The 22,566-nt window shown below is 43.9% G+C and carries 18 protein-coding genes; 17 read left to right on the top strand and 1 reads right to left on the bottom strand.

Going from position 1 to position 22,566, the window contains the following annotated elements; genetic code table 11:
* Positions 1-379: 379 nt before the first annotated feature.
* The 11 genes from L6472_RS12230 to L6472_RS12180 all read left to right on the top strand — a co-directional run bounded on the left by L6472_RS12230 (position 380) and on the right by L6472_RS12180 (position 13,013).
* Positions 380-1,393, top strand: a complete 1,014-nt coding sequence (locus L6472_RS12230) for a T9SS type A sorting domain-containing protein (RefSeq protein WP_237805497.1) — start codon at positions 380-382, stop codon at positions 1,391-1,393.
* The gene (locus L6472_RS12225) at positions 1,390-4,500 is read left to right on the top strand and encodes an RHS repeat domain-containing protein (protein WP_237805496.1); all 3,111 of its coding nucleotides are present in this window, start codon (positions 1,390-1,392) and stop codon (positions 4,498-4,500) included. Before L6472_RS12230 ends, L6472_RS12225 begins: the two co-directional genes overlap by 4 nt.
* Positions 4,497-7,694, top strand: coding sequence for an RHS repeat domain-containing protein (locus L6472_RS12220; protein ID WP_237805494.1), 3,198 nt, complete (start codon positions 4,497-4,499; stop codon positions 7,692-7,694). The genes L6472_RS12225 and L6472_RS12220 overlap by 4 nt, the downstream gene beginning before the upstream one ends.
* Before the next feature lie 19 nt (positions 7,695-7,713).
* Positions 7,714-8,355 carry a hypothetical protein gene (locus L6472_RS12215; RefSeq protein ID WP_237805492.1) on the top strand — a complete coding sequence of 214 codons (642 nt, stop codon included), beginning with the start codon at positions 7,714-7,716 and terminating at the stop codon, positions 8,353-8,355.
* Between the two features lie 32 nt (positions 8,356-8,387).
* On the top strand, positions 8,388-8,876 hold the full coding sequence (locus tag L6472_RS12210; protein ID WP_237805490.1) for a hypothetical protein: 489 nt from the start codon (positions 8,388-8,390) through the stop codon (positions 8,874-8,876).
* The gene (locus tag L6472_RS12205) at positions 8,860-9,924 is read left to right on the top strand and encodes an RHS repeat domain-containing protein (RefSeq protein WP_237805488.1); all 1,065 of its coding nucleotides are present in this window, start codon (positions 8,860-8,862) and stop codon (positions 9,922-9,924) included. Before L6472_RS12210 ends, L6472_RS12205 begins: the two co-directional genes overlap by 17 nt.
* Positions 9,921-10,385 carry a hypothetical protein gene (locus L6472_RS12200; RefSeq protein ID WP_237805486.1) on the top strand — a complete coding sequence of 155 codons (465 nt, stop codon included), beginning with the start codon at positions 9,921-9,923 and terminating at the stop codon, positions 10,383-10,385. Before L6472_RS12205 ends, L6472_RS12200 begins: the two co-directional genes overlap by 4 nt.
* A gap of 74 nt (positions 10,386-10,459) precedes the next feature.
* A complete protein-coding gene (locus tag L6472_RS12195; RefSeq protein WP_237805484.1) occupies positions 10,460-10,753 on the top strand; it encodes a hypothetical protein in 294 nt (97 codons plus the stop codon).
* 5 nt (positions 10,754-10,758) lie between these two features.
* A complete protein-coding gene (locus tag L6472_RS12190; RefSeq protein WP_237805482.1) occupies positions 10,759-11,298 on the top strand; it encodes a hypothetical protein in 540 nt (179 codons plus the stop codon).
* 102 nt (positions 11,299-11,400) lie between these two features.
* Positions 11,401-12,063, top strand: coding sequence for a hypothetical protein (locus L6472_RS12185; RefSeq protein ID WP_237805479.1), 663 nt, complete (start codon positions 11,401-11,403; stop codon positions 12,061-12,063).
* A gap of 482 nt (positions 12,064-12,545) precedes the next feature.
* On the top strand, positions 12,546-13,013 hold the full coding sequence (locus L6472_RS12180; protein ID WP_237805477.1) for a cupin domain-containing protein: 468 nt from the start codon (positions 12,546-12,548) through the stop codon (positions 13,011-13,013).
* A gap of 99 nt (positions 13,014-13,112) precedes the next feature.
* Here the strand turns inward: L6472_RS12180 and L6472_RS12175 are convergent, their stop codons facing one another.
* A complete protein-coding gene (locus tag L6472_RS12175; protein ID WP_237805475.1) occupies positions 13,113-14,465 on the bottom strand; it encodes an NAD(P)/FAD-dependent oxidoreductase in 1,353 nt (450 codons plus the stop codon).
* Between the two features lie 245 nt (positions 14,466-14,710).
* Between L6472_RS12175 and L6472_RS12170 the strand changes: the two genes are divergently transcribed.
* The 6 genes from L6472_RS12170 to L6472_RS12145 all read left to right on the top strand — a co-directional run bounded on the left by L6472_RS12170 (position 14,711) and on the right by L6472_RS12145 (position 22,503).
* Positions 14,711-17,116, top strand: coding sequence for a carboxypeptidase-like regulatory domain-containing protein (locus L6472_RS12170; protein ID WP_237805473.1), 2,406 nt, complete (start codon positions 14,711-14,713; stop codon positions 17,114-17,116).
* A gap of 70 nt (positions 17,117-17,186) precedes the next feature.
* Complete coding sequence (locus tag L6472_RS12165) at positions 17,187-17,762, top strand: HD domain-containing protein (protein WP_237805471.1); 576 nt, start codon at positions 17,187-17,189, stop codon at positions 17,760-17,762.
* Entirely contained in the window at positions 17,759-18,712 is a 954-nt protein-coding gene (locus L6472_RS12160) for an ABC transporter substrate-binding protein (RefSeq protein WP_237805469.1), read from the top strand. Before L6472_RS12165 ends, L6472_RS12160 begins: the two co-directional genes overlap by 4 nt.
* Positions 18,713-18,720: 8 nt before the next feature.
* On the top strand, positions 18,721-21,102 hold the full coding sequence (locus L6472_RS12155) for a SpoIIE family protein phosphatase (protein ID WP_237805467.1): 2,382 nt from the start codon (positions 18,721-18,723) through the stop codon (positions 21,100-21,102).
* Positions 21,103-21,115: 13 nt separating this feature from the next.
* Positions 21,116-21,418 carry an STAS domain-containing protein gene (locus L6472_RS12150; protein WP_237805465.1) on the top strand — a complete coding sequence of 101 codons (303 nt, stop codon included), beginning with the start codon at positions 21,116-21,118 and terminating at the stop codon, positions 21,416-21,418.
* Positions 21,419-21,429: 11 nt separating this feature from the next.
* On the top strand, positions 21,430-22,503 hold the full coding sequence (locus L6472_RS12145; protein ID WP_237805463.1) for a GTP pyrophosphokinase family protein: 1,074 nt from the start codon (positions 21,430-21,432) through the stop codon (positions 22,501-22,503).
* Positions 22,504-22,566: the final 63 nt, after the last annotated feature.

Below are 22,566 nucleotides of genomic sequence, written 5' to 3'. Positions count from 1 at the left end.
TTGCATCGCAAAACCTACACTATTGCAATGCAAAACCTACACAATGGCACCACAATATCTTTCTCATTAAGGATGTTTATCATAACAGTGAGATAAAAGTGCCCAGTAAGCACCATACCCCCTCCCTCGGGAGGGTTGGGGGTCTCTTATACATTTTTGAGGAAAGTGGTGCAAAACATGTTATTTTGTGTCGAATTATTAATCAATAATCATTTTGACTTATTTTGACTTATTATTTTTATAACGCTTTGAAATATAGAATTTTAGGATATCTTTTTGGGGGCTTTTGACTTATTTTGACTTATTAATAATTGTGTTTTTATGATAGAATAATCTAATGTTTTTTCTATATTTGCAGCGCTAACAAATATAATTTTCAATGGTAAAGAATATTTTTCTTTTGTTTTTTACTTGTTGTCTGGTTTCCCTGGATTCTTTTGGACAGGTAGATTTATTAATGGAAAATCCAGATATTAACAAGGATGAAGTGACTTATTGCGATGCTGGTAGTAAAGGTCCATCCCGACTTTGGGATTTCAGTCATGTTAAGACACGCCATGTATACAGCTGTCGTGACTTCTTAGAGACAGACACCTCCTTTGTGCGTATGGAAAAGGGAAAGGTGAGTACATTCCACCAGAGTGAGGATTCTTTGTTCTTGTTGCGGGAAGAGACTCCGCTATACCATATAGACTATATGACCCCTAAATTTGTTTCAAAAGTCCCTTCTGAATATGGCGAGAAGTATGTTTCAAACTTTTATGGTGAAGGACAATACTGCGGACGGCACTATATGAAGCGCTTTGGAACAGTTTCCATGGAAGTTGATGGTTATGGGAAGCTGATTCTGGCTAAAGGAGACACCTTGGAGAATGTCCTCCGAATATACACCATAACCACAACAGCTATACGTCAGAATGTGGATTCATGTGCAAATGATGAGGATAGCGGACAACAGGAGATATCCGAAAGTTACAGATGGTATGTAGAAGGTGAGCAAAATCCAGTATATGAGATTCATTCTACGACGTATTATGCTGATGCCAGCCCTTATGCCTTTAGTCAAGTTGCATACAGGAACTATGAGAAGGCATCAAATGATGAAGATGAAAAAGAAGAAGAAAATCCTCGTGATTCAGACAATTCATACCCCAACTATACAGTGACCAATAATAATGGTTATTTAATTATTGGTTTCGAACTTGGCCAATCCGCCAATGCCCATTTCATAATAGCAGACCTAATGGGAGTTATGCATAAAAGCGAATCTTATACCCTATATGCAGGAACCCAAGAGGTGTTAATTGATTGTTCTTCCCTTCGAAAAGGACAATACATTCTCTATATAAACCTAAACGGAAGAATCTATAGCCAAAAGATAAACATAAAATGAAACGTATATATTTATTGCTGTCAATTGTATTTGTTATGTCTCACTTGTGGGGACAAAACCGTATTCCAGGAGATATTCCCTCTCCTAATGCTTCTGATCTTGGCCGATTTGGAACAGTTCCAGTTTCTTATTATACAGGTAGGCCCAACATATCAATACCATTGTATGAGCTGAAAGTAAGGGATGTGACTCTGCCTATCACCATGCAATACGAGCCTTCGGGCGTGTTGCTTAATAGTTTGCCTGGATGGACGGGCTATAATTGGACACTGAATGCTACGGGGGTGATAACTCGGCAAGTCCAGGGACGTTATGACGAGTATGTTTATCCGAAGGGTAGTCTAGCTTATCCTGTATCAAACTATTTTCATACATACGGTCGCCTCAAGGACATATTGGAAAAAGAAGGGAAAGATGAGTATCATAGGAATCTAAGAGACTCTATTTTTCGGGGGTATTCAGATTTCGCTCCAGATATTTTCTATTTTAATTTCCTTGGCATATCAGGCCGTTTCTTTCTCGGCAGTGATGGACAGTGGAATGTTTCCTGCGACCGGAATATTGAGGTGATATTTGATGTGGAAGATCAGGACAATTATGCACGACCGTTTATAGATAAATATCCTAGTAGCAACTTGCAAACGTATCAACCAGAAACGATAAAAGGATTTGTATTGCGGGATGAAAATGGAACCGAATACCATTTTGGTGGTGATAGTTCCTATATAGAATATAATGTCCCTTTCTTTCATATGAGTTCCAAGGAGGATTTCATCCCCTGGACAGCTAATAGTTGGTATCTCAAGAAGATAGTAGACCGTATGGGAAATGAACTGTTCTCCTTCAGCTATGAAAGAGGAAAGTTTATAGCACAGTTCTTTTACTCAGCTAGATGTTTTACCTATTCTTCAAATGCAAAGCTCGGAGCACCTTGGCTATTTGGCTCAATAAACGACTCCCAGTCTTCATTTTACTCCCAGTTTGAAAGTAGTGGCGATCTCATATCTCCCATATATTTAAAGTCCATAAAAGCAATGGATGGAAGAACTGTGCGCTTTGTTTCTTCCTTTTTATCAGATGATTATATGGACTCTTTATATATTCCTGTATATAGTGTCCTTCATAGTTATATGACTAAGTGGCAACAAGAATATAATAACATAAATAATTTAAACCTGCCTTTCTATTATTTGCAGACTGAAGATGGTGGTATAAAGATGTATCAGTATCGTGGTTATGAGGTAGAAAACTATAATAACCCATTACTGAGGACACGCCTAAAGCAATTGGATGCCGTGAGCATCTCGCTTGGTTCCGGCGATACAGGAGGCCATCTCGTCTATCGTTTTGACTATGATTTCAATAGTCGTATGCATCTGAATGGCATTAAGATTATGGATGACAGGTATTTTTATGATAGCGCAAATGCGCTTTATGGCGAATACAGATTCTTGTATGATAATTACGACAAACTACCAGCAGACTTTCTTACTAAAGCGGTAGATCACTGGGGGTATTATCGTGGAGTGGCATATAAACTTCCAACCAATGATGAAGAATTCGAGAATTTCTATAATCAGCGTACTCCGTCTGCAATATATACAAGATACGGAAGCATGACAGACATCATCTACCCGACAGGGGGGCATACTAAGCTTGAGTATGAACAGAACGATTACATGAAGTACATGTCAGACAATCGGCAGGAGACTGTTACCCTGTCCACACCAGAGATGGCAGGTGGATTGAGAATTAAAAGGATTACGGAATATGAGGATTCGACAGATGTACATATATTACAGCAGCGAACTTTCAGCTATAATGATCCCTCTACGGGAAAATCAAGTGGCGAGTTGTTTGCCAAACCAAAATACTATTGGCCAAATATGGTGTTGAGACAATCGGCAAGTGACAATCCCAGTACTACACTAACCGAATTCCGTACGACTTCCATTGTACCGCTATCTAATTCCTTCGGTCCCAGTCTTGGCTATAGTTGTGTAACGGAAACATTTGGGGATGGCACAAAGCATGTGTACAGATACTCAAATATCTCGGCAGCACACGACTTGCTTCCGGACCCTGTATCGCCTCACAATACTGCAAGCATTTATGACGAGTATAGCGAACGAGGTTTTTACAGAGGTCATCTGCTTTCTGAGGAAATATATGATGGATCAAACAAATTATGCAAGAAGACCGATTATAAATATCGTTCGGACAAAATAGAGAATAGATATGTGCTTACGTCAAATATTGGTTGGCAGACTTTTGGTAATTCTACCGCATTTAACTTCTATTATGGTGGCATCTATAAACTGTTCTACCCGAAATATGATGTTATAAGGGAGATTACAACGACATACGATGGAGACTCGCCTCTGGTAGAAACGCATGAGTACAGTCGAAGTGATTGGACTCTTAATGTGCAGCATGGTGTAAAGACCTCCAAAGTGGATATCAGGCGGACGATTGGTGAAGAAGTGAAACGTAAAAACGATACACATTATATAGATTATCTGTATGCATATAATAGTACCGATTCATTGACTAAGGAGCTATCTAGTAAACAGTTTTTTCTAGCACCGATAGGAATAAGAATATTTAGGAATGGCGGTATTATGTATAAACGACAAACTGTATTTGACAGATTTAACGGTAAAGAAAAACAGATTCTGCCTAAATATGAATTGGAATACAAAGACGTGTTCAATCCAGATACAATAGTCTCGTATCTCGCATATACACCTACTGGTATGTTACAGCAGTATCAGGAGACGGGGAAACCAGTCGTGACATTGTCTTGGATTGCCAATGACAGTTGGCTGCTAGCCAAGGCAGTGGGCAATCCTTCGAAAAACCCCTCTGTGGATGACCAAAGACAGTTTGACAAGGACTATCTGCTGCAATACTTCAAGAACTATCGGACCACAACCAATCAGCACGTTACTTCCTATACCTATAGCAGTTCTGGCCTCATGACCTCAGAGACCGACCCTAATGGCTTTACATTATTATATGACTACGACAGATTGGGTCGCCTGATAGGCATAAAGGACGGTAATGGCCTTCAGTTGAAACGTTTTGAGTATAACTATAGGAAATGAAAGCAATGAAACATAGAATAGTAACAGTTATGGCCTTCTTAATGATTTCGAAGATCATTATGGGGCAGGTGTATGATAACAACTTCGTGAAGACAATCATTTCCTTGGATTCTGCTGATTCAAGGCAAGTGACAGGAGTCCAGTTCTATGACGGTTTGGGGCGTCCTTCCCAAAAAGCATCTAATGGCTTGGGAACAACAGGAAATTATGTTTATGAACTTCAAGAATACGATGTTCTAGGTCGTGAAAATAAACTCTGGCTGCCGAGTGTTGGAGGACAGGGAATGAATTATCTCCCAGATTTTACTAATGCTTCATATAATACTTATAATGATGGTTACGGCTATTCCCAAACAGAGTATGACCCGTTAGGACGTGTCACAGCCATTACGAGGGCTGGTACCGACATGTGGACAACAAATCACTACGCAAAGAAGTCGTATTCCACCAATTCTGCTTCCGATGTTATCCGCTATACGTTACTGTCCTCTTCTCCGTGGTTGGCTAAGAATGGCCATTATGAAAGTGGCAGCCTTACTGTTGAGACGAGTGAGGATGAGGATGGAAAACGAGTTCAGATATTCAAGGATCTCTATGGCAATGTAGTTCTGGAACGTCGGGATGGAACCAATGATACCTATTATGTATATGATAGAAAACGCTGTCTCAGACGTGTGTTGCCCCCCATGTATCAGGAAACCAATGACTTTGATGCTTACTGCTATCTGTATGAGTATGATGCCAAGGATCGTTGCATTAAGAAAAAGTTGCCAGGCTGTGATATGATACAATATTGGTACGATCGTTGTGACCGTGTGGCCTATATGCAGGACGGTGTACTAAAGGGACTTGGACGGTATAGGTTTTATCTCTATGACTATTTCGGGCGTATGGTTGTTCAAGGGCTTTGTACACAGATACCCCAGTCGGGCGTTTATAACACGAATACGCGACTAATTGGTAACTCCGTGGAGGAAATAGGCTATACTATTCCAATGAGAAACGACATGGGAACGATTACCATTGAGAAGGTTGACTATTATGACGACTATACCTTTCTTGGAGAACATGACGGCTTTCCGCATGGGAATTTCATTTCGGATCTAAAGCGGCTGGATTATGCCAAGGCCAGAGGCCTTTTGACAGGCCATGCTACTATGACGTCTGAAAACGATATGCTTTTTTCTGCTATTTACTATGATGACAGAGGGCGTGTCATAGAGCGTCGTCGCATGCTGCTCAATGGAGCTATTGAGGAAACGAAGACCAAATATACATTTACGGATAAACCACTGCGTGTTATTCAAAGAGTAACAAGAAATGGAATAGCTAATCGACTGCAATATAATTATGAGTATTACCCAATAGGTGACAGGCTGAAGCAGGTGTCGTTGACCTATAACAATAATGAGCCTATAGTTATCTCTTCATATCAGTATGATGAATTGGGAAATGTATCCCAATTGACTCATGGCCAGAATGCTTTGGTAATCAACTATGCTTATAACATCCGTGGTGCCTTGACAGATATTAGTGGTAATGCCTTTGATATGAAATTGTATTATACGGAAGGTGAGGGTCCCCATTGTTATAATGGCAATATTAGTAGGATGCAATGTGGCTCAAGTTATTATGACTATACCTATGATGGTCTAAACAGAATGGTAGGAGCAAGCTATGGAGAAAATACAAAAGCGGACAAATCACGCAATTATTCTGTTTCAGTTTCCTATGACAAGAATGGCAACATAAATATGTTGAATAGAAAAGGTTTATTCGTAAAAAAGAAAAAGAACAGTTTTCTTGAACCTTGTTATGCTCCGGTTGATGAACTTTACTTTACTTATGATGGCAACCAACTCCGTAGTGTAGCTGACTCTATTGATGTATCGTCATACAAAGGTTCTGTGCATTTTATGGATAGTAATGATAGCCCGATAGAGTACGAATATGACGAAAACGGTAATATGACAAAAGATTTAAACAAGAATATTTTGTCGATAACGTATAATTCATTAAATTTGCCCCAGAAAGTGTTGTTTAGAGATAAACAATACAGCAAGTACGTATATAACAGCGATGGTGAAAAGATGAAGGCCATATACTTTACTCCATTCCCTCGCGAGGTGGTTAATCCGGTTCCTGATGACACGGTGATAGCTCGCCCGCCAATTCACGGCGGACGCGTGAATGCAAAGAGGCGTGTGGAAATCTTTCCATCTACCCCGTCACCCGAGATGGGCACTCATGACTCCATTGTGTATTGCGGCAACTTCATCTATTCCAACCAGCGGCTTGAGCAGGTGTTGTTTGATGGTGGCTATATGACGTTGGACTCATTGGGTCTTCCCCATTATCATTTCTACCAGCACGACCATCTGGGCAGTGTTCGTGCCGTTGTAGATGAGAATGGCAAGACAGAACATCTTGATGAATACTATCCTTTCGGTGCGACTTACGTCCAGGAATCGGCTCCTAATAATCGCCGCTATAAGTACAATGGGAAGGAGCTGGATCGCATGCATGGGCTGAACCTGTTGGATTATGGCGCCCGCTGGTACGACCCTCTTCTTGGCCGTTTCACGACCATGGACCCACTCTGTGAGAAGTACTTCAGCATCAGTCCCTATGCTTATTGTGCGAATAATCCGGTGAATTATGTGGATCCGGATGGAAGGAAAATAAAAATACGTAAAAGTAATCAAAAACAAGTACTAGGTTATATTAATAAAATAGCTCAAGGAAACTTTTCTGTTGATAAAAAGGGATATTTATATCTATCAAAACCTTCAAGTACAAAAGGATTTTCATCTACATATACAAAATCGTTGGGAAGGGCTATTAAAAATAATAAAAATACGATTTATATTTTTATAGATGATTATTATTTAGATGAGAAAGGTCAAAGGAAGAATATTTCTCGGAAAGGGGAAGGGGCTACAAAGGAATACGCAAATGGTGATATTTCTGTAGTTATATCTGGAGAATCATATAATAATCTAGTAGACAAAGACGGAGAACCAATATCAGATGGTCCTGAATATATTTTGGCTCACGAAATAGCAGGACATGCAGAACCAAGATTAAATAAAGCGGAGAATGAAGATGTTGTTAATGCCGTAGAAGTAGAGAATGCAATAAGAAGAGAAACTAACGAAAAAGAAAGAAAGAAGGACCCAAATCATGTGCAATAGTTTATTGACGATAATATATATGACCAGTTTATTGGGATGCTGGCAAGTGGGAGAAGTCTCGTCCTATTATATTGAAAAAGATGGAGATTATAAAATTGTTAGTAGAGAGGTCGCTAATGTACCACCAACGGTATCTTTCTTTTATGATGGAAAAGGTATCGTGAGATACTGTGACGGACATCAGGTGACTTTCGACTGGCAAGAACTATCTGATAGTACAATCAGTGTGGGATTTGGTTCTAGTGAAACAGATAGTCGTTTTGTCAAGGTTGCTAATAAAGATAAGTCTTTGATGCTAAGTGAGTGCAAAGAAGACAACATGATGAAATGTTACGAATTGAATGCATCAAACTATATCATTAACGAGTGCGATGATGTCGTAAAGGTAAAGTTCTCCAAACAGGAAGAGCTCTTTTTGGAAGAAAAGAATCCCTTTCCCCATCTTAAATGTTATGTGGCAAAAGGTTATGTGAGGGATAATAATCTTTATGTTGATGGACAGGAATGCCTAGAAATTCAAAACGGACAGCCACGAACTCAGTCTGTATTATTCATTAAGAGCTCACGGCGCCAGCGGACTATTCCATGTTTCCTGATAACATACGACGAACAAGGAAAAGTTTTATATGCCCACTTAATCGATTATATTAAACGACGTTAGTGAATTAAAAGAGAAGCCACAATAAAAGCATTATGAATAAACTGTTGTTATTTTGCATGTCCTTATTTGCCTATTTAGGTGTATATGGCAATGACTCCATTCTTGTTGATAGAGTATGGACTGAAAGACGAACTGTATTTTACAATAAAGAAGAAATGGATTCCATAGGAGAAGGTCCTATAATAGAGAATTCAGGGATTGCGTGTGGCTATGCAGGATGTACGAAAATAGAATTCTTAAGAAATCATCGATTTAGAAAGATATATCCTTATGGAAAAGTTTGTCCTGGTAGATGGATGATTAAAGGTGATGTGTTGACAATTATATATGATAAAAAGGAGAGAAGAGGGAAGAAAAGATACCGGTTTAAGATTAAGTATAGAGAAAAAGAAGAATGCCCCACTCTCTATTTGTTTGAGATTAAACATATCGCTTGTTATATTTTCTGTGATTACCATAATGTTATTAGAAGAGGGGCGGTTTTACCAGAAAGAGTAGACGAAGATGAAAATAAAGAATAATATGATGTTATATGCTAATCCGCTAATCGAGATGGGTATTTACGACTCGCTTGTGTATTGCGGTAACTTCATCTATTCCAACCAGAGCCTTGAGCAGGTGTTGTTTGATGGCGTCTATATGACGTTGGACTCATTGGGTCTTCCCCATTATCATTTCTACCAGCACGACCATCTGGGCAGTGTCCGTGCAGTTGTTGATGAGAATGGCAAGACGGAACATCTTGATGAATACTATCCTTTCGGTGCGACTTACGTCCAGGAATCGGCTCCTAATAATCGCCGCTATAAGTACAATGGAAAGGAGCTGGACCGTATGCATGGGCTGAACCTGTTGGATTATGGCGCCCGCTGGTACGACCCTCTTCTTGGCCGTTTCACGACCATGGACCCACTCTGTGAGAAGTACTTCAGCATCAGTCCCTATGCTTATTGTGCGAATAATCCGGTGAATTATGTGGATCCAGATGGAAGAAAAGTGTATGGCGATTCTATTTCGCAAGAGAATATTAGAAACACGCTAACAGATGAAGAATCAAAGTATGTAGAGTTTAATGCGGATGGACTACTTGATTATGACTTGTTAAGTCAATATAGTGGAACATCTGCTAACATGGAAGCACTTAAGCTGTTGGCAAAGAGTGATGTTGTTTACTCATTTGAATCTAGGGCGTATGATAGTGAAGGTAAACCCTTTGTAGAAACAGATAACAACTTTTATCGTGGTGTTACAGAAATGCCTAATGCAGAAACACATCATAGTACTGACGGGAAAGTACATATTATCACAAGTTCTACGCTTTCAAAAGAACAACAAGCAATTACTCTTTCCCATGAGGGATATGGACACGGAGTAATCTATGAAAGGACAAGGAGTCCGTATGCGGCATCTCATCATTACAAAAACAAGCGAGGTGAGTCATATATGTTTAATGGAATTGAATATTATGATTTAATAAGATATGATTCAAATGAGATGTTGTCAAATCAAATTGGCAAAGCCGTAAGTGAAACCAAACGTAATATTCGACATAAAAAGGGTAAAAGATGAAAAGAAAGATAGCATTCATATTTTGTTTGTGTTTTTGTATTAATACATATGCACAAAATCAACAAGATACAATTCTAATCTCTGAATTCAGTATCGAAATTGGTCTTCCTGGCGAATATGTGAAAAAAGTATATACGTATGAGGAAGGTGTTTTTTATGACTATATCATAATGAAGGATTCGAGTGTTGTTACTATTCATGTAGGAACCATGGTTTCTTTGCCTTTAATAGAAAAGTCAATTGTGATTTCTAGTTGTTTGATAGGTAATATGTTTAAAGATGAAACAGGGAAAAATGTGGAAAATGATGTGGAGTATTATTGTCGCGAATTGAATATTTTCCCGTATCATTTAAATATCTCATATGACAAAGTAAGTTCGCGATTGAAAAATAAATATGATCAAATGATTAACAATATAAAAGTTTTTAAAAACCCAATCGAACGACAACCATCAAAATAACTGGAATAAGTTTAAAGTGTCCCCAATGACTATTTTCGACTTTTTTACGCCTTACCATTATAGACTAGAATCGCATGAATAAACGACTTTTCCTTCAGTTGTTGCATCTGTTGATGGTGTCAGTGTTGACAGCACAGACATCGTCTGAGAACTATGTCCATATTCGGAAGTACCTTTCTTCGGACAGCAGTCAGTGGTATCTGACGCTGGACTGTGGTGAGGTGTCTATGTCGGGCAGCACGAGTGCTTCGTCCTACTATTTCGACCTGAAGGACTATCAAGGAAATGTGCGCATGGCTGTGAGGTCGGATACTTCCTCACCATTCGTGACAGATTACTATCCTTATGGTGGCATTAAAAGAGGATAAATCAAATGAAAACAGTATTTAATATTCATAATGCATTTAAACAAAGTCAGTTAGAAATTTCTTCTAATACATCTTACGATTTGTTATATGAATATCTTGTGCCATATAAAAAAGACATGCTTCCAGAAGATGTATTTTTTGAGGTCGCAACTGGGAAGAAGTCTTATGACCTTATACGGCTTTTTCAAAGTGGAGAATTTTTTTTCTCACAAAGATTTATTGATGTGTTAGCACATTATGTGGATATGTCGGATAAATGCTATCCCATTAAAATTAAGGGTATAGAAGAGCAGTATTATGTGATATACAATATAGAAGAATCCTCCTATTTGAATAAAGAAAAATCCATGTTTGATGAAGAACCACCTTTCTATTGTAAAAATAACATCAGAAATCCATTGTTTGCCATTAGCAATACAAGGCATTTTGTTGTAACAGATAAACTGAAAAATGAAATAATTAATAACAAATTAACAAATATTGAATTCACGGAATCCTTTCTTTGTACTAGAGAAGAATATAAAGAATGGAGGAAATCTCACTAAATAGAAAGGGTGAGGCAATCATAGAAGAAGGGACTGGCTCCTTATGATAGTTGCCAGTCCCTTGTCATGACCAACATATATAGGACCCTATAATAAATAAATATGAAATTGACAAAGGCAAAATTAGAAAAAATATTGACTCCTTCGTTGGAAAGTATGGGTTATATACACTTTAAGGATACAATATCTGGATTTCAAGGTTTATTCGTTAAGAAAGTATATCCAGATTTATTTCTGACTTTGGGGTTGACCATATCACGATATTATGAAGACTCTTTCACAGGCAGTTTTTATTTATCTAAAACAACTCGTATTGGAAGTGTATGGGGAGATATTCCTGAGAAATGCTATGAAAGAGTTGGCTTCTTACTGACTGAAGATGAATTGAAGAATTACAGAGATGGAGACTCTTGCATAAAGGATATCTGGTGGAGAGGGCTAGTTGCCGCTTCTGTTGATGATTTTTTATTTTGTGTCAAGCAATGCGAACCGAGAATATGTAACGATATGATATTAAGGAAACAAATTGAAGAAAGTATAGAAATTAAAAAACTACATGATTATTCCGTAAAAGTTGTGGAGATTGTTGATAATTTACCTAAGAGCGAAAAATACGAATTCCTTCCACAAAAAGAAATAGACGATATTCCTATAAAATGGTTTATGGCTGCGGAAGAGGTTTTATATTCTACTGATGCCATTCTTAATAAGAATACAGTAAAGGATTTAGCATCAGACTCCTTTATTAGGTATAAAATGAGATGATTGTGTCAAGTTCCTTGATATATTACATCTATCCGACTCCTCGGTCTAAACTCTCCAAAGGTCAGAAAACAGCAGAAAAGCATGTAAAAACAGGAAATCAGATCCCAACGCTTGATAATCCTTACTGTAAAAGAAGAAGGAGAATCCAAGGAATCTAAATACTTCTGGCATATCTCTATATCATTTTATAGTGACAGAGCAAAGATAGGAATTATTTTCGATACCAACAGCTTTTTTGCCAAAAAAATTGTTTCTGGTGATTTTTCGTTATCTTTGCACCGCATACGTGCAGAACAGATGATGATACTATATACTGTGGAGTAAGGCTTCAGAAGCCAAATATGAAAGAGCAGAATGTCTCCCTCCCTTGGGAGGGTCGGGGTGGGGTTTTATGCACTTTATTCCCCTAATTGATACGATTTATCAAAATTAATTGTATCTTTGCAGGCACGAACTATTATATCTGTTTTAAAATGAATAACATGATGATGAACAAAAAATTATTGATGCTGACTGTCGGTTTGCTGTTCCTGTGCACCATGGCGGTTGTTATCGTGAGCAGTAGGTCGGAAGCTAAAAATGAAGAAAACGTTGTTTCAGAAGAACTGATCCGCACGAGTCAGAGCTGGGATGGCGTGGCATTGCCCGACTACTTGAAGGGACGCCCCGAACTGGTGGCCATGAAATATGTGTTTCCTGCCGGTAAGAAGTTGGGCTGGCACCATCACCCCGTGATGAACTATGGCATTCTGGTGCAGGGCGAACTGACCATCATCGGACTGGATGGCACAGAGAAGACGGTGCACGAGGGCGAGCCCGTCGTGGAAATGGTGAACACCATACATCATGGAGAGAACCGTGGCTCAAAGCCTGTTATCCTCTATATGTTCTACCTTTCGCAGAAAGACATGCCTTTGGCTGTTCAACACCCAGAGATTCCATTGCAATAAGCAGTCGCCCCATTGACTGTGGGTGGCAACAGAAAAACACAAGCTCCGACCCGGATGACTGCCAGGTCGGAGCTTGCTGTTATGAGTAGTCTGCAACTTCTACCACACCTGACCGAGCATCATCAACGGACCACAGGTGGTGGTGGGGAAAGCGTAGATATAGTGGGCGAACTGTTCGCGCGTCATCTTGTTGAAGATGACCAGTGAGAGCACGTCGATCCAGGCACCAGCATCCGAACCAATGGCAGCAGCGCCCACCAACAGGTCGCTCTGCTTGTCGAAGATGAAAGCCATCTTGGCATCAGCCTCGTTGTGGGTGTTGAAGAGGAAAGCCTGTCCGTAGGGCATATCCACGACGCGGTACTGGTCGTTGTGGCGTGCCTCGTCGAGGCCTACACCCACCTGAGCGATGCGCGGGAAGGTGAACACCAGGTTGGGCACGACGGGGTAGCAGATAGGATCTGTGGTCTTGCCTAAGAGCACATCGGCAATATACTGACTCTCGAAGAAGGCCGTGGGCGTGAGCTTGGGAATGCGCTTGTCGATGGCATCGCCCGTGGCAAAGATGTTCTTGACCGAGGTGCGCAGATGGTCATCCACCTTGATGCCTCGTGGACTGGCCTCGATGCCGAGGGCCTCCAGTCCCAGGTTCTCGATGTTTACGGGGCGACCGGTGGCCTGCAGCACATAGTCCACCTCCACCTCGAAGCCTTGGCGCGTCTTCACCAGCAGACCTGTGCCCGTCTTCTCGATGGCGCACACGTCCTCGCAATATTTGAACTGCGCACCTTTCTTCTCCATGCGAGCCACCACTTCATCAACGTAAGCCTTTGGATAGGCCTTCAGCGCATGGTCGCCATGATCAATGACGGTCACCTGACGTCCCAGGTCAACAGCCATCGAAGCGAACTCCATCGAGATGATGCCTGCACCGATGAATGCGATGCGGGCAGGCATGTGCTCGATGCTGAGCATCTCGCGACTGCCGTGGATATACTCTTTGCCGGGGATATCGAGCTTGTCGTCGCGCTGACCAGTGCCGAGCACGATATAGTCTGCCGTGTATTCCTTGTCCTCGACCATCACGGTGTGAGCATCTTTCAGTTTGCCGTGACCCTGGATGCAGGTGCATCCGCTCTGCTCCATGATGGCTTTGGTCATGGGCTTATAGGCCTCGATGTAGGGCATCTTGTACTGCATCAGTTTCTCCCAGTTCACCTCGGGCACCTTGTCGAACACACCCAGTTGCTGATAGTTCTCCATGGCCGTAGTGAGCTCGAACGGACCGTCGAGTAGGATCTTAGCGTTGCAGCCATAGTTAGTGCAGGTTCCCATCCATAGGTCGCGCTCGATGGCGGCAACGCGCTTGCCAGCCTTTGCCAGAACACGTGCCGCAAGGTCACAGCCGTGACCACAGCCTACAAAGATTACCTCAAAATCATAGTTTGCCATAATGTTAGTAATTTAATTATTGATAAATGATTGTTGTTAACTAGAATTTTTCTCGACTGCAAATATAATGAAAATCATTGGAACGACATTTTTCGATCGAGATTTTTTTAAAAAAGAGTAAGTTTTTGGACTTTATTTTACCTTTTTTTGCTTTAAAAGCGCGAAAAATGCAGTTTTAACAAAAAAAATAAACCTATTTTAAGATTTATTCTTATCTTTGCAAAAAATCTATAAATACAAATCTGATGAATACAGTTAGACAGTGGATGATTGCCGCCATCCTGATAATCTGCGGCACAATAGATATACAAGCAGAGACTCTGCGTGGTACCGTGAAAGACGCTATTACCGGGGAAACGCTGATTGGCGCTACCGTGAAAATTGTGGAGTTGGCGAATGCGGTCGCAGTGACTGACGTGGATGGTAACTATACTATTCAGGTGAAGCAAGGCGGCCGCTATACCATTGAGACAAACTATATTGGCTATGAACCCAGTGTCATGAAAGAAATTCTGATTTCTGGAGCCAAGGAGGTGGTGCTCGACATAGCGCTGCGTGAGAACAGTACCGAACTAAAAGAAGTATTGGTTCGCCCGCGCGTGAATAAAGAAGCCACAGTGAACCCTGCTGTACTGACAGGTGGTGTGATGCTCTCGATGGAAGAGGCCAGCCGTTTTGCCGGCGGAGCCAACGACCCTGCCCGTTTGGTGATGGCATTTGCTGGGGTGTCGGGTGAATCTGACGGTAGTGGTCTGTCTGTTCACGGCAATGCCCCCGAGCGTATGCAGTACCGCATCGAAGGTGTCGAGGTATTTACTCCCAATCACTATAACGATATGTGGAATGCGGGCTATGGTCTCGTGAGTGGACTTAACTCTAACGTCATCGGCAACTCGGACTTCTTTACTTCCACTTTCAATGCTAACTACTCGAATGCCCTGAGCGGTGTGTTTGATGTGAAGATGCGTCCCGGCAATAATTCCAAGCATGAGAACATCTTGCAGATAGGTAGCGTATTCGAAGAACTGACACTGGAAGGACCGCTCTCGAAAAAGAGTAATGCCAGTTATATCGTGAACTACCGTTACGGATTCACCTCGTTGGCAGACCAACTCGGTCTTCTTGATACCGAAGGTGATCACCTTGTCTTTCAGGACTTCTCTTGGAAGTTAAATCTGCCCACTAAGCATGCTGGAACCTTCTCGGTGTTCGGTCTGGCCCTGTTCGACAAGACACACACCGACCGTATCGCCCTTGAGGATGTGCACTCGGCCTACGATGCCTCGAACAACGATGGCAACATGACACAGATACTGGCCGGCGTCTCGCACAAGATTCACCTGGGCAACAAGTGGTCATGGCGCACGACGGCAGCCTACAATATGCAGCATATCAGCATGGACATTCTCTACTACGGACTTGAACGTGATCCCATTTCGGGGTTGCTCAAGACACCGCTGACCTACGAGGAGCCTGAGAAGCAATATCTCTTCAGCAAGCAGAAGCAGAACGAGGATCGTCTGTTGCTGAACACCGAGCTGTCGAAGCAGGTGACGGGCAAGTGGCTCACACAGTTTGGTGCCGAATACTCGCATCGCTTCTTCGACCTGCACTATGGCAGCGTGGATCAACTCTTTGCCGACCTCTCGACTATGAAGACCTATACAGACATGAAGGACAACACGGGCCTTGTCAGTGCCTTCTGGCAGAACCTCCTCACGCTGAGTGATAACTTCAGTCTGTCACTGGGTGCTGCTGCCAATTATTTCCTGCTCTCTAAAGACTTTTCTCTCGAGCCGCGCGCCAGCATGAAATGGCTGCCCTATGACGGGGGAAGTATCTCGCTGGGCTATGGGTTGCACTCCATGGTGGAGAAACTTGATGCTTATTTCTATCGTGATGCTGCCGGACAACTGGTCAACAAAGACCTCGGACTGACCAAAGCCCACCATCTGATGTTTACTTATGCTCACAAGTTTAGCGACAACCTCAACTTGCGCATGAACATGTTCTATCAGTATGGCTTTGACACCCCCGTGGGCACGAATGGCAGCACCTACTGCGTGACCAACCGTCTGTTTGCCTACACCGATGAGGCGCTCACAAATAAGGGCAACACCCGCAACTATGGTGGCGACATCACCCTGGAGCACTATATGAGTCACGGCTTCTTTGGTCAGACCAACTTCTCGATTTATAAGTCGCAATATCGTGGTGAGGATAAGGTGTGGCGTAATCAGTTCTACGACCGCGGCTTCATGTTCAAGATTTTGGGCGGTAAGGAGTGGATACTGGGCAAGAACGTGCTCAACGTCAGTGCCAAGTATTCGATTCAGGGTGGTTTGCGCTATACACCTATCGACGTGGAAAAGATGCGTGCCAATGTCGCTATGGGCATCATCGACGACAACCCCATCTATAAGGATGATGAAGCATATACAAAGCGTTTCGACCCCACAAGCATTGTCGATTTGACTGTGAGCTACAAGATAAACAAGAAGAAGGTGAGCCATACCATTGCCTTTGAGGGATTGAACATCCTCAATGCCAAAGCCCCGCTATCTCAGCGCTTCGACTTAGGCACCGGTGACGTGCGCACCGAGAAGAGCGGCATCTCTCTGCCCAACATCTTCTATCGACTGGATTTCTAAGACACGGGAATTTTTGCATTATCCCGATGGTGACGAGTGGGTGCTCAAAACATTCGAGCGATAGAACATCATGCCAAACAAACCAATGAATACCGAGTTGCTTGACCGCGCTATTGTGTTTGCGGTGCGGGCGCATGCCGGGACAGAACGCCGCGGCAAAGGGTTCCCCTACATTGTTCACCCGATGGAGGCCATGGAGATTGTGGCCACGATGACACCCGATCAAGAGCTGTTGGCAGCTGCCGTTCTTCACGATACGGTGGAAGATACCGATGTGACCATCGAACAGATACGTCGTGAATTTGGCGAGCGCGTGGCTGCGTTGGTGGCTGCCGATACCGATATTCCTGTCAAAGGCATGAAGAGAGAAGACAGTTGGCACGCCCGTAAGCAAGCAGCTATCGACAGGTTGGCACACGCTTCGTTAGATGCAAAGATGGTGGCTCTTGGCGATAAACTTTCGAATATGCGCGCCATCGCACGCGACTATGCCGTACAGGGCGATCGCCTGTGGCAGCTCTTCCGCACGGCCGACCCAAAGGAACATGCCTGGCACTATCGTGGGCTGGCCGATGCGCTGCGCGAGTTGCAAGCCACACCGCCCTTTAAAGAATTTGAGCAACTGATAAAACAAGTCTTTGGATGAAAAAACAGCTTCTATATCTTTTATATATGGTGACCCTGACGCTACCAATAGTGGCTGATGCTCAGGATGAAACCATCGTGTTTACACCGCAGTGGACGGCGCAAGCACAGTTTGCTGGCTATTACGTGGCAGAGGCAAAGGGCTTCTATCGTCAGGCTGGTGTCAACGTGCGCATTGAGCATCCCACCTCTACGCAGCCTGCCATGAGCCGCTTGCGCAAGAATGTGTGTCAGGCCACTACGCTGCAACTGTGTCAGGCACTGGAGATCGTCGATGCAGGGACGCCTCTTGTGAACATCTTGCAGACCTCGATGAACAATGCAATGGTTATCGTCTCGGCACGCCACCGCAACCCACTCAAGCACAAAGGCGCACGTGTTGGCATCTGGAGCGTAGGCTTCGGTCAGTTGGCCATCTGTATGAGTAAGAGGGACCATCTGAACTATGAGTGGATACGCTTTGCCCAAAACATCAACCTCTTTGTGGCAGGTGCCCTTGATGCTATGCTGGCTATGAGTTATAACGAGTATTATCAGCTGGTGCAGGCCGGTGTGGAGATGAATGATGAGAGTGTTTACCGCTTCTGTGACCACGGCTATAACGTGCAGGAAGACGGTCTCTACATGACGCGTGAGTTCTACGAGGAACATCCCGCCATTGCGAAGAAGTTTGCAGAAGCCAGCAGAAAAGGGTGGGAGTGGGCTGCCCGTCATCCGCAAGAGACGCTCGATATCGTGATGCGGTATGTGGAAAAGGATCGCATAGCAACCAACCGTGTGATGCAGGAGCTGATGCTCAAGGAGGTGTTGCGCCTCCAGATAGACCGTGAGTCGAAGCGACGCGAGTTCCGCCTGCGTCCCGACATGGTGCGCTTGGCCAGTAAGATGATGCAGGAAAATCGCATGCTGCGTCGTGAGGTGACATATAAAGAGTTGATAAGTGAAAACTGAATCGTGGCATGGAAAAAATCATTGGATATATTCGTCGTAAGCTCTCTGTCAGGGTTAGTCTGTGGGTGGTGATGTTTGCCGCCCTGATCTTCATCACGGCATTGGGCTTCCTGTTCTATCAGTCGCGCGAGGCCATCCGTCAGGAGGCGATTAATCGTGCCACGCAGATTCTTGACAAGACTTCCATACGCGTGGAGAGCATCATGAACCGTGTGGAGGTCGCCTCGAAGATGACAGAATGGTTGGTGCAGCGTCATCCCGACAAAGCCGACTCGATGTTTGTGTACAGTCGTGCGATGTTGCTGAACAATCCCGACTTCTACAACTGTTCTATTGCTTTTGAGCCCGATTACTTCGAGGACTATGGACGTTACTTCTCGGCATACTCGCGGCGAAGCGGTACGAATCAGAATGACGGCATACGCACCTCACAGGGTGGCAGTGACAACTATCAGTATTTCTACATGGACTGGTATCTGATGGCCAAGCTCTTTAAGCATGGCTGCTGGACAGAGCCTTATGTCGATGTTGACATGTCCACCAATACCGGCGAGATGGTGTCCAGCTATTGTCATCCCATCATGGATGGAAATGCCAATGTGATCGGTGTTATCAATACGAGCCTGTCGTTGAGGTGGCTCTCACAGACCATCTCGGCTGTGAAACCATACCCCAACTCTTATAGTATCATGATTGGACGAGGCGGTACCTACTTTGTTCATCCCGACAGTACAAAGATTACTCGTCAGACCATTTTCACAAAGACCCTGCAGGAGCCCGATACGGCTCTGGCGGCCCTCGGACATGCTATGCAGCGCGGTGAGGAGGGCATGAAGCAGATGAAGATTGATGGCAAAGACTGCTTCGTGTTCTATGAACCATTGGCAGACACAGGGTGGAGCATGGCTATTGTGTGTCCCGAGAGCGACATCTTTGGGGGGTTCAACCGAGTGCGCCATGCCGTGATGGGAATTGTGGTGGTTGGTCTGTTGCTCATGCTTTATATCTTTATTCATGTGATCACTCGCGAACTTAGTCCGCTGCGCCGATTGGCTTACGAAGCAGAGAATATCGCTTCGGGGCAGTTTGATAACCAGTTGCCCGACTTCCAGCGTACCGATGAGATAGGACAACTGACCCAGTCGTTTGCTGGGATGCAGAAGTCACTGGTGAAGTATATCGACGAATTGAAGAATACCACGGCGCAGAAGACATCTATTGAACGCGACCTTCACATAGCCAGTGCTATACAGATGGGCATGTTGCCCAAGAACTTTCCTACCAAGGACGATCGCGACGATGTGCAGATCTATGCCTCGCTGACCCCGGCGAAGGATGTGGGTGGCGATCTGTTCGACTTCTATATCCGCGATGAGAAACTGTTCTTCTGTATTGGTGACGTGTCGGGTAAGGGTATTCCTGCCTCGCTCGTGATGGCTGTCACACGCTCTATCTTCCGTACGGTCTCGGCTCGCGAGTCAATGCCCGATCGCATCGTGACGAATATGAACGAGATCATTGCAGACATGAACGAAACCAACATGTTTGTAACCATCTTTGTCGGTGTGCTCGACCTGCCCACGGGACGCATGCGCTATTGTAATGCCGGTCACGATGCACCGCTGTTGGCCGGTGCAGGCTTGGGTGTGCTTACGTGTGATGCAAACATTCCTATCGGTGTGATGTCCGACTGGAAATACTCTCTTCAGGAGACCCAAATCTTCACGGGGACCACCATCTTCCTGTTTACCGACGGACTGACCGAGGCCGAGAATGCCAATCACGATCTGTTCCGCATGGAACGCGTCAACAAGGTTGCCGCTGAGGCTTTGGCCCATCAGCAGCACGAGCCGAAGCAGTTGATAGACATGATGACCAATGCCGTCCATCAGTTTGTGGATAAAGCCGAGCAGAGCGATGACCTGACAATGATGGCGATACAATACACCAAGCTGGAGAGAGACGTGGGATTCAGTAAGCGCATCGTCTTGCCCAATGACATACAGGAGGTTTCAAAGCTGACAGCCTTTGTCGATGAGGTCTGCGAGGTGGTGGGCTTCAGCCCCGCCGTGACGATGCAAATGAACCTGGCATTGGAAGAGGCCGTGGTCAATGTGATGAACTATGCCTATCCGGAAGGAACGCATGGCGATGTCACTATTGAAGCTAAGACAAACGATGTGCGCCTGAAGTTCACCATCATAGACAGCGGCACTCCCTTCGATCCTACAGCCATGGAGGATGTGGACATCCATCAGGATGCAGAAGACCGCCCTATAGGTGGACTGGGCATCCATCTGGTGCGTCAAATCATGGACTCGGTGAACTACGAGCGCGTGGACAATCTCAATGTGCTGACGCTGAGAAAGAAACTGAGAAAAAATAATTAAAAGTATAAAAACAATGAAGACAACAATTCAAAAACAAGATGGTAATCTGATTGCCATTCTGGAGGGACGCCTCGATACTGCGGCTTCCCAAGAGGCGGAGAAGGCCATGCAGCCACTTTACGACTGCGATGGACTGGACGTCGTAATAGATTGCACGGATATGGAATATATCTCATCGAGCGGTCTGCGTATATTCCTTGGAATATTGAAGAATGCGAAGGCAAAGGGGAGCCATGTATATATCAAAGGCATCTCTGACGATATTCGTGCTGTCTTCGCCATGACTGGCTTTATCAATCTGTTTGAGTTTAAGTAAATCATCACGCAATGGGGAAAAAAGTGACATTGGATTCGCATGGCGAGGCGTTGATGCAGCAGTATCGTGAGCTGCGTCCCTCGCTGGAACTGTTGGCAAAAGAGGCCTACGACCTTTTGAGTAGTGCGCTTCGTGAGCAGGGCATCTATGTCACTGCCATTGAATACAGGGTGAAGGCGGAGGACTCGCTGGCTGGTAAACTGGAACTGAAAGGGGCGAAGTATGAGAGTATTGATGATATCACAGACCTTGTTGGCATGCGCGTCATTACTTTCTATACTGATGAGGTTGATAAGGTGGCTGCCATAGCCAAGAGTCTCTTTGACATAGATTGGAAGGAGAGCGTTGACAAACGCAAACTGCACCAGCTGGATTCTTTTGGCTATAACTCGCTGCACTATATCTGCAGAATGAAGAGTGGCGGACCTCGTTTCGAACTGCAGATGCGCACGGGATTGCAGCATGTGTGGTCGACCATTGAACACGACATTCGTTATAAGGGTGATGTGAAGATACCCCGTGAGTACGCCCGGCAGTTCAGTCGTCTGGCTGGCATGCTCGAACTCATTGACGATGAGTTCAGTCGTCTTCGTATGGTGCTTACCGACTATAGACGTCAGATCCGTTCATTGGTAAAGGACGGACAGCTTGACGAGGTTCCTTTGTCGGTTGACTCGTTTCGCAGTTACCTCGATCTGGTTCCCTTTGACAGGTTGAACAAACGCATTGCTGCTGTTAATCAGGCAGAGATTTATCCTGTCTCTTTGATGCCTTTCCTACCGGTACTTGAGTCTTTCGGGCTTGTAACTCTTGGTGATGTGCAACGTTTTATTGAGGAAAACTCTGATGAGGCCTATCAGTTGGCTCTTTCACAACTGGCTGTTACCGACTTGGATATTCTCTCCTCGAGTGCAGCCTTGCAGTATCTCTGTCTGGTTCATGTGTTGAAGCACGATGGTGGTCGTGAAGGTTTGAAGGCTATTTTTGATACCATCAATGGCGAGAGTAATGCAAATGCTGTGTTGGCAGATATGATGTTGGAACAGGCTCAGACGCTGCCGTTTATGCAGAGAATTGGAAGTTAAAGAAGAGATATGGAAACGCTTGTGTTTTGGGGCTTCAGCCTTGACGCTTGGGTTACCATTGTC

Origin of the sequence: Prevotella sp. E13-17 (assembly GCF_022024035.1) — a bacterium.
Taxonomy (GTDB): domain Bacteria; phylum Bacteroidota; class Bacteroidia; order Bacteroidales; family Bacteroidaceae; genus Prevotella.
Note: the sequence above shows the minus strand (reverse complement) of the source record. Positions and strands in the feature narration are given on the sequence as shown.

Bases quoted from the DNA above. Each gene is read 5' to 3' on its own strand.
- L6472_RS12180 (WP_237805477.1), top strand. From the start codon at position 12,546: ATGATGATGAACAAAAAATTATTGATGCTGACTGTCGGTTTGCTGTTC.
- L6472_RS12175 (WP_237805475.1), bottom strand. From the start codon at position 14,465: ATGGCAAACTATGATTTTGAGGTAATCTTTGTAGGCTGTGGTCACGGC.
- L6472_RS12205 (WP_237805488.1), top strand. From the start codon at position 8,860: ATGAAAATAAAGAATAATATGATGTTATATGCTAATCCGCTAATCGAG.
- L6472_RS12160 (WP_237805469.1), top strand. From the start codon at position 17,759: ATGAAAAAACAGCTTCTATATCTTTTATATATGGTGACCCTGACGCTA.
- L6472_RS12190 (WP_237805482.1), top strand. From the start codon at position 10,759: ATGAAAACAGTATTTAATATTCATAATGCATTTAAACAAAGTCAGTTA.
- L6472_RS12220 (WP_237805494.1), top strand. From the start codon at position 4,497: ATGAAAGCAATGAAACATAGAATAGTAACAGTTATGGCCTTCTTAATG.
- L6472_RS12210 (WP_237805490.1), top strand. From the start codon at position 8,388: ATGAATAAACTGTTGTTATTTTGCATGTCCTTATTTGCCTATTTAGGT.
- L6472_RS12195 (WP_237805484.1), top strand. From the start codon at position 10,460: ATGAATAAACGACTTTTCCTTCAGTTGTTGCATCTGTTGATGGTGTCA.
- L6472_RS12185 (WP_237805479.1), top strand. From the start codon at position 11,401: ATGAAATTGACAAAGGCAAAATTAGAAAAAATATTGACTCCTTCGTTG.
- L6472_RS12155 (WP_237805467.1), top strand. From the start codon at position 18,721: ATGGAAAAAATCATTGGATATATTCGTCGTAAGCTCTCTGTCAGGGTT.
- L6472_RS12165 (WP_237805471.1), top strand. From the start codon at position 17,187: ATGCCAAACAAACCAATGAATACCGAGTTGCTTGACCGCGCTATTGTG.
- L6472_RS12230 (WP_237805497.1), top strand. From the start codon at position 380: ATGGTAAAGAATATTTTTCTTTTGTTTTTTACTTGTTGTCTGGTTTCC.
- L6472_RS12170 (WP_237805473.1), top strand. From the start codon at position 14,711: ATGAATACAGTTAGACAGTGGATGATTGCCGCCATCCTGATAATCTGC.
- L6472_RS12225 (WP_237805496.1), top strand. From the start codon at position 1,390: ATGAAACGTATATATTTATTGCTGTCAATTGTATTTGTTATGTCTCAC.
- L6472_RS12215 (WP_237805492.1), top strand. From the start codon at position 7,714: ATGACCAGTTTATTGGGATGCTGGCAAGTGGGAGAAGTCTCGTCCTAT.
- L6472_RS12200 (WP_237805486.1), top strand. From the start codon at position 9,921: ATGAAAAGAAAGATAGCATTCATATTTTGTTTGTGTTTTTGTATTAAT.
- L6472_RS12150 (WP_237805465.1), top strand. From the start codon at position 21,116: ATGAAGACAACAATTCAAAAACAAGATGGTAATCTGATTGCCATTCTG.
- L6472_RS12145 (WP_237805463.1), top strand. From the start codon at position 21,430: ATGGGGAAAAAAGTGACATTGGATTCGCATGGCGAGGCGTTGATGCAG.